This is a genomic window from uncultured Thermus sp., assembly GCF_938010445.1.
Lineage (GTDB): Bacteria > Deinococcota > Deinococci > Deinococcales > Thermaceae > Thermus > Thermus altitudinis.
Genome location: NZ_CALLUR010000184.1, coordinates 1 through 9067, shown reverse-complemented (window position 1 = coordinate 9067; position 9067 = coordinate 1). Strand labels below are relative to the sequence as shown.

The window sequence follows — 9067 nt, the reverse complement described above, 5'->3', positions numbered from 1 at the left end:
CGCTCCTCCACGGTATGGGCCACGGCCTGGGCGGCCTCCAGGGGCACCCCCAAGGGCAGAAGGGCCTCCACCAAAAGGCCTTTGGAAAGGGGCCATCTTCCACGTCGCAGGCGAACAAAGACCTCAGCCACTCTCTGGCATCATAGCATTTTCCCTATGAGGACGGGCTTCCTTGACAGGGTTTTTCCCCGCGTGCTACCATACCTTACGGCTTGGCGCCGTAGCCAAGTGGTAAGGCAGAGGTCTGCAAAACCTCCATTCGCCGGTTCGAATCCGGCCGGCGCCTCCAAGGTACGGGCGCGTAGCTCAGGTGGCCAGAGCACTACCTTGACACGGTAGGGGTCGGTGGTTCAAGTCCACTCGCGCCCACCAAGAACCCCCGGGAGTTTCCTCCCGGGGGATTGCCTTACCCCCCGGGCACCACCGGCGCCCGGGGTGGGAACTCGGCCTCCTCGGGAAGAAGGCGCCGTTTCTTGGCCCGGCGGTACACCGCATCCCACATGCGGCAGAAGGAGCACACCGCCCCCGTGGTGGGATAGCCGCAGCGCTCGCAGGCACTTAGGGCTACTTCTTCGCCAGCCTGGAGTCTGGGCTGGATCCTATCCAGAAAGCCCTCGAGGAACCGCAGCTTGGCCCCGGGCATCTCCCGCTCTACCAGGTTCAAGGCCTCCTTGTAAAGGAGGCTCTTGGCCCCCTGGGCGTTGGGGCACTCCTCGTGCAGGTAAGGGATCCCCCTCAGGAGGGTGTAGGAGAGCACCTCCCGCTCGCTAAAGCGGTAAAAGGGCTTGACCCGGGCCGCCAGGCCCGGCTTCTCGGGCAGCACCGGCCCCTGGCGGACCAGGGCGTCCTCCTGGGGGTTCAGGAGGTTGCCGAAGAGGACCGCCGCCTCGTCGTCCAGGTTATGGCCGGTGGCCACCACCCTGAAGCCCCCCTCCACCGCCACCTGGTTGATGATGTAGCGCTTGGAAAGCCCACAGGCGGAACAGGCCACCCGCCCCGAAAGCTGGGCCAGCTCCGGAACCCCAAAGCCATAGGCCTGGCGCAGGTCCACCACCCAAAGCTCCAGGCCCCGGTCCTGGGCAAAGCGTTGCGTGACCTGAAGGCTCCTCTCCGAGTAGCCCCCAATCCCCAGCTGCAGATGAAGCCCCACCGCCTGGTAACCCAGCCGCCAAAGCACATCCCAAAGGGCCAGGGAATCCTTGCCCCCGGAAACCGCCACCAAAACCCGCTCGCCCGGCCGGAGCATCCGGTGGCGGCGGATGGCCCGCTCGGTTTCCTTGACGAACCACTCCAGGTAGTGCTCCTTGCACAGGGCAAAGCCCCGGTTCCTCAGCTCCACCTGGGCTTTTTGGCCGCAGACCTTACACACCATGGCCGCCCCACCCCTGGCCCCCGGAGATGGCGGAGAGGACCTCGAGGGTCTCCCCTTCCCCCACCCTCTCGTCCAGGGTGAGGAGCTCCTCCCCCCGGATCACCACCACCGTTTCCGGATTCAAGCCCAGCTCCAGGAGGATCTCCTTCAGGGGCCTATCCCCTTTCACCTCCACCTCCTTGCGCTCGGGCAGGCGCAACACCACCTTCATCCCGCTAGTGTACCAGGTGGGGACGCACAAGCTCCATGAGCCTCTCCAGGGTGAGGCGGTTTCGGCGGGCGATCTCCTCCTTGCGGGGGATTTCCGGGTATGGGGCGCGGGGGGCCTGGGGGTCGTGAAGGGTAGGGGTCAAGGGCTTCTCCAGCCGGGCTTGCCACTCCTTAAGCCACCCCTCAGGCAGGCGTTCGGGGAGGGGTAAACCGTGGAAGACCAAGTATAGGAGAGCCCAGACCCTAACCGTGGCATCCAGGCTGTACCCACCCCCCAAGGTGAAAAGCACCCTTCCCCCCGTGTAGGCCTGGGCGTATTCCAGGATTAGGCGAAGGATTGCCTCGTAGGCCCGGGTGGTGAGGAGGAGGTCCGCCAAGGGGTCCTGGTAGTGGGCGTCCGCCCCCGACTGCACCACCAACACATCGGGGCGGAAAGCCTCTAGGGCCCAGGGCACCAGGGCCTCAAAAACCTCCAGGTAGCTTTCGTCCTCGGTGAAGGGCTCCAGGGGAAGGTTCAGCTTCCTCCCCACCCCCTCCCCCCGGCCGATCTCGTGCACGTGCCCGGTCCCGGGAAAGAGGTAGCGGCCGGTTTCGTGGAGGCTTAGGGTTAGAACCCCCTTTTCCTCGTAGTGGATCCACTGCACCCCATCCCCGTGGTGCACATCTATGTCCAGATAGGCCACCCGCAAGCCCGCTTGGGTCAGGTGGCGGATGGCCACGGAGAGATCGTTGTACACGCAAAACCCGCTGGCGCGGTCGTACTGGGCGTGGTGGAGGCCTCCGCCCAGTTGCAGGACCCGCTTCTCCCCGGCCAAGATGCGCCGGGCCCCCTCCAAGGTGCCCCCCACCAGGATCCTGGCCGCCCGGTCCATGCCGGGAAAGACCGGGGTATCCCCGGTGCCCAGGCCGTAGTACTCCAAATCCGGCACCCTCTCCCCCCGGCTTGCCGCCTCCACCCGTTTCACCAGGCGCTGGGAGTGCACGGTAAGCACCTCCTCCCGGGTGGCCTCGGGAGGTTCCAAGGGTTGCCGCCACACCCCCAAGGCCTGCAGAAGGGAGGTGAGCATCTCCAGACGCACCGGGCTAAAGGGGTGGCCCGGGCCGAAGTCGTAGAGGCGGTACTCGTCCCGGTAGATCACCATGGCTTCCTGGGGGGCCAGATCACCTCAAAGCCCTCCTGGCGCAGGCCTTCCGCCAGGAGATGGGTCTCCAGGGTATTCACCCGCACCACCGCCCGCACGAACCCCCCATCCTCGGGGTAGGAAAGCAGGGAATGGATATTGACCCCCCGGCCCGCCAGAAACCCCGTGAGCCGGGCCAGCTCCCCCACCCGGTCGGGGAGGCGGACCTCGAGGCGGCCTGAGGGCTCCGTGACCCCGGTGAGCCTGAGGAGGGCATCCAAAAGGTCAATGCCCGTGACCATGCCCACCAACCGGCCATCCTCCAGCACCGGAAGGCAGCCGATCTTCCCCTCCCGCATCACCCGGGCCGCCTCCTCCACGGGATCCAGAGGGTGGGCGGTAACCACCTTCCGGGTCATGGCCGCCGCCACCGGGGTGGAGCCGGGAAGGGGGCCGCCGGGGTTCAGGTGGCTCATGGCCAGCCGTAGGTCGCGGTCGGTGAGGATGCCCACCAGTTTTCCCTCGGCCACCACCGGAAGGTGGCGGATACCCTTTTCCAAGAGAAAGCGGTAGGCCTCCTCCAGGGTCATCCCCGGCTCCACCGTGAGCACGGGCGAGCGCATCACGTCCTTGACCAGCATGGGAAGAGTATACCCCGGCGGGATCCGCCGGGGCCTTGGCCCCAAGGCCTACAGGATATCGTCCCGGATGCAGGCCTTGTAGTGGCCCGGACTCACCTCTTTGAGCTCGGGCACCACCTGGGCGCACTCGGGAAGGGCGTAGCGGCACCGGGTGCGGAAGACACAGCCCGAGGGCGGGTTGATGGGCGAGGGAATATCGCCTTGCAAAACGATTCTTTCCCGCTTCACCGTGGGGTCGGGGATGGGCACCGCCGAGAGCAAGGCCTCGGTGTAGGGGTGCTTGGGGTTCCGGTAAAGTTCCCGGGAGGAGGCGATCTCCATCACCTTACCCAGGTACATCACCGCCACCCGGTCGGAGATGTACTCCACCACCGCCAGGTCGTGGGCGATGAAAAGCAGGGTGAGGCCCAGCTCCTCCTTGAGGTCCTGGAGGAGGTTCACCACCTGGGCCTGGATGGACACGTCCAGGGCGGAAACCGGCTCATCGGCCACGATGAACTCCGGGGCCACCGCCAGGGCCCGGGCGATGCCGATCCTTTGCCGTTGCCCACCGGAAAACTCATGGGGGTAGCGGCGCATGTGGTCCGGGGAAAGCCCCACCAGCTTTAAGAGCTCCGCCACCCTCTCCGTGCGCTCCTGGGGCGTCTTGCCCAGGCCGTGGATGATGAGGGGCTCGGCGATGATATCCCCCACGGTCATGCGGGGGTTTAGGGAGCTAAAGGGGTCCTGGAAGATGATCTGCATCCGCCGGCGGTAGGGGCGGAGCTTGTCCTTGGGCAGGTCGGTGATGTCCTGTCCCTCAAAGAGGATCCGCCCCCCCGTGGGCTCAATGAGGCGGAGCAGGGTGCGGCCCACCGTGGTCTTGCCGCTACCCGACTCCCCCACCAGGCCCAGGACCTCTCCCTTCTTGATGGCGAAGGAAACCCCGTCCACCGCCTTCACGCTCCCCACCACCCGGGAGAGGATCCCACCGCGGATGGGGAAGTGCTTCTTGAGGTCCTGGATCTCCAGGAGGACATGGTTCTCCCTCATGCCCGCACCTCCCGGATCTCCCGCCAGCGCACGCACCGCACCTGGCGGCCGTCACCCGTGCCCTCCAAGGGAGGGACCTCCCGGTCGCAAAGGCCCTCCACGTAGTGCTTGCACCGGGGGTGGAAGGCGCACCCCGGGGGGAGGTACAAGGGGTTGGGTACGTTGCCGGGGATGGCCTCGAGGCGCTCCTTATGCTCCGCCGCCAGGTCCAAGCGGGGCACGGAGTGCAAAAGCCCCCGGGTGTAGGGGTGCAAGGGGTCTTTGAAAAGGGGCACCACATCCGCCTCCTCCACCGCCCGCCCTGCGTACATCACCACCACCCGGTCCGCCATCTCCGCCACCACTCCCAGGTTGTGGGTGATGAAGAGGATGCTCATCCCGATCTCCTCCTGGAGCTTTTTCATCAGCTCGAGGATCTGGGCCTGGATGGTCACGTCCAAAGCAGTGGTGGGCTCATCCGCAATGAGAAGGGAGGGATTACAGGAAAGGGCCATGGCGATCATCACCCGCTGCCGCATCCCGCCCGACATCTGGTGGGGGTAGTTGGCAAGGCGCTTCTTGGCCTCAGGAATCCCCACCAGGTCCAGCATGTGGGCGGCAAGCTCCATGGCCTCCTTGCGGCTTTTCCCCTGGTGGAGCATGATGGCCTCGGCGATCTGGTCCCCCACCGTGTACACGGGGTTTAAGGAGGTCATGGGCTCCTGGAAGATCATGGCGATGTCGTTGCCCCTAATCCTGCGCATCTCCGCCTCAGAAAGCCTGGCCAGGTCCCGCACCTCCCCGTCCTTGCCGCGGAAGAGGATCTCCCCACCCACGATCCTTCCCGGGGGCGTGGGAATGAGCCGCATGATGGAAAGAGCCGTCACGCTCTTCCCCGAACCCGATTCCCCCACCACCGCCAGGGTTTCCCCTTTGTCCACATGGAAGGAAACCCCGTCCACCGCCTTCACCACCCCATCATCGGTGAAGAAGTGGACTTTAAGGTCTCTCACCTCCAGTAGCCGTTTTTCGTCCATGCGCACTCCTTCGGGCACCGCCCTCTAGACACCTCACCCGTTATACGCCATACCCAGTCAAAAGAGAAGGGGCTACCGCCTCCGCCTAGGGTCAAAGGCATCCCGCAAACCATCCCCCACGAAGTTCCAGGCCATGATGGAAACAAAGATGAAAAACCCCGGCCAAAGCACCCAGGGGCGGTCCACAAAACTGGCAAAACCGCCCTGTTGGGCCGCTTGCAGGAGAAGCCCCCAGCTGGTGTAGGGCTCCGTGACCCCTAGCCCCAAGAAGGAAAGCCCGCTTTCCCCCAGGATAAAACCCGGGATGGTCAAGGAGAGGCTCACGATGATGTAACTGGCGGTGGCCGGCAACACGTGGCGGGCAATGATCCGAGCATCGGAAGCCCCCAAGGCCCTTGCCGCCTGCACGTAGTCCATCTCCCGCACCGAAAGCACAATCCCCCGCACCACCCGGGCCAGCCCGCCCCAGCCGATGAACCCCAGTAGGCCCACCACCAGGTAGAAGGTGAAAAGCGGGTCAATGTTGGTGGGGAAAACCGCCCGCAAGGAGATGAGAAGGAAAAGGGTGGGAATAGCGGCGATGATCTCCACCAGGCGCATGATCAGGTTATCCGGGTCCAAGAGGAGGGGCCGGAAGGGCAACGTCTTGAGGAGAAAAAAGGCGAACCACAAAGCCACCCCGGCCGCCAGCAACTGAAGCACTCCCAGGCCGGTGAGGGAGTAGTAGGTCCAAGCCAGGTACAAGGCTCCAAGGGCCAACCCACCCCAGATGGCCCAAGAGAGAGGCCCAAGAAGCCAACCACGTCCCCGCCACGCCCGAAGAGGTAGGGAAAGGGCGAAGGGGCGGCCGGAGAAATACCCGGCAATACCTCCCAGCACCAGGCCCAAAACGAAGGAGACCAGGGCGGAAAGGATGCCAATGGTAAGGGAAACCTGCCCCCCATAGACCAGGCGGCTATAGAGGTCACGGCCAAAGTTATCCGTGCCCATCAAGAAGATGCGGCCTGGGGGATCCACCCCGAAAAGGCGCAAATCGGAACGAAACACCCTGAGGATGGTGTAGGGTTGGTCGGGGGTGCGCACGAAAAACCGCAGGTAGAACTTGCCCTGGGAAGGATCCTCCTCGTAGCGCGGCTGCAAGGAAACGGGGTCAATGCTCCGCTTCGTAGCGTAAACAAAGGGCCGGCTTAGCTTTCCCGTCTCTGGATCCACAAAATGGATGCGGGTGGGCGGGTGGTGCCCCTTAGGGGGGTAAAGCTCGTAATAGTTGGGATCGTAAGGGGTAAAGAAGCCGGCAAAAAGGGCAAAGGTGTAGAGCACCAGAAGGATCCTGAGACCCCACACCGCCAGCGGGTGCTTGCGGAACTGGCGCAAGGCCACCTGGGTGAGGCTTTGCGATTGGGGGGTTTTGGCAGCAGATGCCCGCATAGAGCCCTCTACTCGTAACGAATCCTGGGGTCCACCCAGGTCAAAAGGAGGTCGGAAAGCAGATTGCCCACCATCAGGAGGACTAGACCTATGGTGAGGAAGCCGGCCACCATGTAAAGGTCTTGTTGCTGCAATGAGTCCAGAAGGAGCGGGGTGATCCCAGGCCAGGCCATGACCACCTCCACCAGCCCCGCCCCCGAAATCAGCCCAGGCAAAATGCCCCCTATGTTGGCCACAAAGGGAATGACGGCGTTCCTAAGGGCATGCTTGTAGACCACGACCCGCTCCGCCAAGCCCTTGGCCCGGGCGGTGCGGATGTAATCCTGGGAGAGCACCTCCAGCATCTGCCCCCGCATGACCCGGGAAAAACCCGCGATGTCACTGGTGGTTACCACGATGATGGGAATCACCGCATGCCAGGCGATATCCAGGATCTTTTTCCAAGGGTCAAACTGCTCAAAGCCGCTACTGGTCATGCCCGACACCGGGAAAACCATCACCCCCGTGCGGAAGTAGACCTGCAGGATCAGGTACATGAAGATCAGGGCCAGGAAAAAGTTGGGGATGGCCAAGCCAATGTAGGCCAGAAAGGAGATCACCCGGTCCCCCAGGGAGTATTGGCGCAAGGCCCCGTAGATCCCTACGGGAATGGCCACCAGGAATAGGAAAAGGGTGGATGGCACCACGATAACCATGGAGTTGACCACCCGGGGCCAGACGATGTCCAGCACCGGGGCCTGGTAGGCGAAGGAATAGCCCAGGTTGAGGTGCAAAAGGTTATGCATCCACAGGAGATACTGCTCATGGATGGGCCGGTCCAGGCCAAACTGGGACCTGAGGCGGGCAATGGTCTCGGGGGTCACCTTGGGGTCCAGCTCCAGCTGGGTCAGGTAGTCCCCAGGGGCCAACTGGATGATGAGGAAGGCCAAAAAGGTGGCCCCAAAAAAGGTGGGCACCAGGTAGAGGATTCGGCGAAGGATGTATGCGGTCATGGCTTCCCAAAGTATCCCCGGGGTCAGCGGACCCCGGGGATACCGTACAACTAGCTCATTTCTTGATGAAGGTCAGCTCCAGCTGCCGCTGGCCCCAGATGCTGCTGATGATGGCATCGGGGTGCTCCCCACCCAGGCGGTTGTTCCAGGCGGGATGGTAGTTGGGGCCGGCGATGTAGATGACGGGAAGAAGCTGGGCCTCAATCTCCTGCATGCGGTAACCGATCTCCACCCGCTTCTTGAAGTCCAGTTCGCTACGGCCACGGGAGTAGAGGGCATCCAGCTGCGTCTCCCTGGGGTCCAGGCACTGGCCCGACTTGTTCCACATGTGCAGGTTGCCCTTGCAGGGCACCACGTTGGCGCCAAAGGGCCAGTCCAGCCCCCCACCGGTAAGGCCGATGATGATGGCGTCAAAGGGCCGGTCGGGACCGGAGGAGAGCAACTGCCCCACCAGGGTGTTGAAGTCAATGGCGGTGAAGTTCACCTTCACCCCCACCTTCTTGGCCTCGTCCACGATGAGCTTGGCAATCTGCTCCCGTTGGACGTTGCCGGCGTTGGTGGAAAGGTTGAACTCGAGCCTCCTCCCCTTGGAGTCCACCAGGTAGCCTTCCTTGTCCTTTTTGGTGAAGCCCAACTCCGCCAGGAGCTTGGCCGCCTCCTGCAGGTTGTACTCGTATTTGGGCACCTTGGGGTTCACCCACTGGGTGAGCACCGGGTAAACGCTGCTGTACATGGGGGTGCCCAGGCCGCCGTAGACGATATCAATCACCGCCTGGCGGTTGACGATGTGGCTCATGGCCCGGCGGAACTTGTCCGAGCGGAAGAGGCTTTGCTTGAAGGGATCCGAGGCCTTATTCCAGTTGAAGACCATGAACTGGCTGCTGGCCACCGGGGAAGCGTTCACCTTGATGGTGGCGTCCAAACGGCCCTGCTGGATGGCCTGGCGGATCTGGGAGATGTGGTCCACCGTGGAAGGGGCCATCACATCGATGTTGCCCGCCAAGAACTCCGCCAGTTGGGCATTGGTGTCCTTAACGATGCGAATCTCCCGGCGGTCCAGGTAAGGCTGGGGATTCCCCGCCTCGTCCTTGTTCAACTCGCCGAAGGCGGGGTTGCGCTTCAGAACCAGGCGCTCCCCGGGCCGGTAGCTTTCAATGAGCCAGGGCCCACCGGAAACGATGTTCTCCGGCTTTTCGTTGAGGGTCCACATCTTCTTGATGCCCTCGGCCCCCTCCTTTTGGTAGACGGGCCCAAA

At 63.5% G+C, this 9067-nt stretch carries 9 protein-coding genes and 2 tRNA genes; 2 read left to right on the top strand and 9 right to left on the bottom strand.

What is annotated here, in order from left to right:
- The first annotated feature begins 214 nt into the window (after positions 1-214).
- Together Q0693_RS10705 and Q0693_RS10700 are read left to right on the top strand one after the other, a co-directional pair.
- Positions 215-289, top strand: a tRNA-Cys gene (locus Q0693_RS10705).
- Between the two features lie 6 nt (positions 290-295).
- Positions 296-372 (top strand) — tRNA-Val (locus Q0693_RS10700).
- Between the two features lie 34 nt (positions 373-406).
- On the opposite strand, the gene Q0693_RS10695 is transcribed toward Q0693_RS10700, so the two are convergent.
- From Q0693_RS10695 to Q0693_RS10655, 9 genes are all read right to left on the bottom strand, one after another.
- Positions 407-1372: an ATP-binding protein gene (locus Q0693_RS10695; RefSeq protein WP_298631751.1), complete on the bottom strand. Its 966-nt coding sequence runs from the start codon at positions 1370-1372 to the stop codon at positions 407-409.
- Entirely contained in the window at positions 1362-1583 is a 222-nt protein-coding gene (locus Q0693_RS10690) for a MoaD/ThiS family protein (RefSeq protein WP_298631748.1), read from the bottom strand. The genes Q0693_RS10695 and Q0693_RS10690 overlap by 11 nt, the downstream gene beginning before the upstream one ends.
- Before the next feature lie 4 nt (positions 1584-1587).
- Positions 1588-2724, bottom strand: coding sequence for an acetoin utilization protein AcuC (locus Q0693_RS10685; RefSeq protein ID WP_298631746.1), 1137 nt, complete (start codon positions 2722-2724; stop codon positions 1588-1590).
- Positions 2718-3344, bottom strand: a complete 627-nt coding sequence (locus Q0693_RS10680) for a CBS and ACT domain-containing protein (protein ID WP_243029843.1) — start codon at positions 3342-3344, stop codon at positions 2718-2720. The genes Q0693_RS10685 and Q0693_RS10680 overlap by 7 nt, the downstream gene beginning before the upstream one ends.
- A 48-nt stretch (positions 3345-3392) precedes the next feature.
- Positions 3393-4376 carry a dipeptide ABC transporter ATP-binding protein gene (locus Q0693_RS10675; RefSeq protein WP_298631742.1) on the bottom strand — a complete coding sequence of 328 codons (984 nt, stop codon included), beginning with the start codon at positions 4374-4376 and terminating at the stop codon, positions 3393-3395.
- Positions 4373-5392: an ABC transporter ATP-binding protein gene (locus Q0693_RS10670; RefSeq protein ID WP_298631739.1), complete on the bottom strand. Its 1020-nt coding sequence runs from the start codon at positions 5390-5392 to the stop codon at positions 4373-4375. Before Q0693_RS10670 ends, Q0693_RS10675 begins: the two co-directional genes overlap by 4 nt.
- A gap of 72 nt (positions 5393-5464) precedes the next feature.
- Complete coding sequence (locus tag Q0693_RS10665) at positions 5465-6820, bottom strand: ABC transporter permease (RefSeq protein ID WP_243029847.1); 1356 nt, start codon at positions 6818-6820, stop codon at positions 5465-5467.
- A gap of 8 nt (positions 6821-6828) precedes the next feature.
- Positions 6829-7812, bottom strand: coding sequence for an ABC transporter permease (locus tag Q0693_RS10660; RefSeq protein WP_243029849.1), 984 nt, complete (start codon positions 7810-7812; stop codon positions 6829-6831).
- A gap of 55 nt (positions 7813-7867) precedes the next feature.
- The coding region (locus Q0693_RS10655; RefSeq protein WP_298631733.1) for an ABC transporter substrate-binding protein at positions 7868-9067 on the bottom strand (1200 nt) is incomplete at its 5' end.

Coding starts and splice junctions, on each gene's coding strand:
- Q0693_RS10675 (WP_298631742.1), bottom strand. CDS start 4,376: ATGAGGGAGAACCATGTCCTCCTGGAGATCCAGGACCTCAAGAAGCAC.
- Q0693_RS10665 (WP_243029847.1), bottom strand. CDS start 6,820: ATGCGGGCATCTGCTGCCAAAACCCCCCAATCGCAAAGCCTCACCCAG.
- Q0693_RS10680 (WP_243029843.1), bottom strand. CDS start 3,344: ATGCTGGTCAAGGACGTGATGCGCTCGCCCGTGCTCACGGTGGAGCCG.
- Q0693_RS10690 (WP_298631748.1), bottom strand. CDS start 1,583: ATGAAGGTGGTGTTGCGCCTGCCCGAGCGCAAGGAGGTGGAGGTGAAA.
- Q0693_RS10685 (WP_298631746.1), bottom strand. CDS start 2,724: ATGGTGATCTACCGGGACGAGTACCGCCTCTACGACTTCGGCCCGGGC.
- Q0693_RS10670 (WP_298631739.1), bottom strand. CDS start 5,392: ATGGACGAAAAACGGCTACTGGAGGTGAGAGACCTTAAAGTCCACTTC.
- Q0693_RS10695 (WP_298631751.1), bottom strand. CDS start 1,372: ATGGTGTGTAAGGTCTGCGGCCAAAAAGCCCAGGTGGAGCTGAGGAAC.
- Q0693_RS10660 (WP_243029849.1), bottom strand. CDS start 7,812: ATGACCGCATACATCCTTCGCCGAATCCTCTACCTGGTGCCCACCTTT.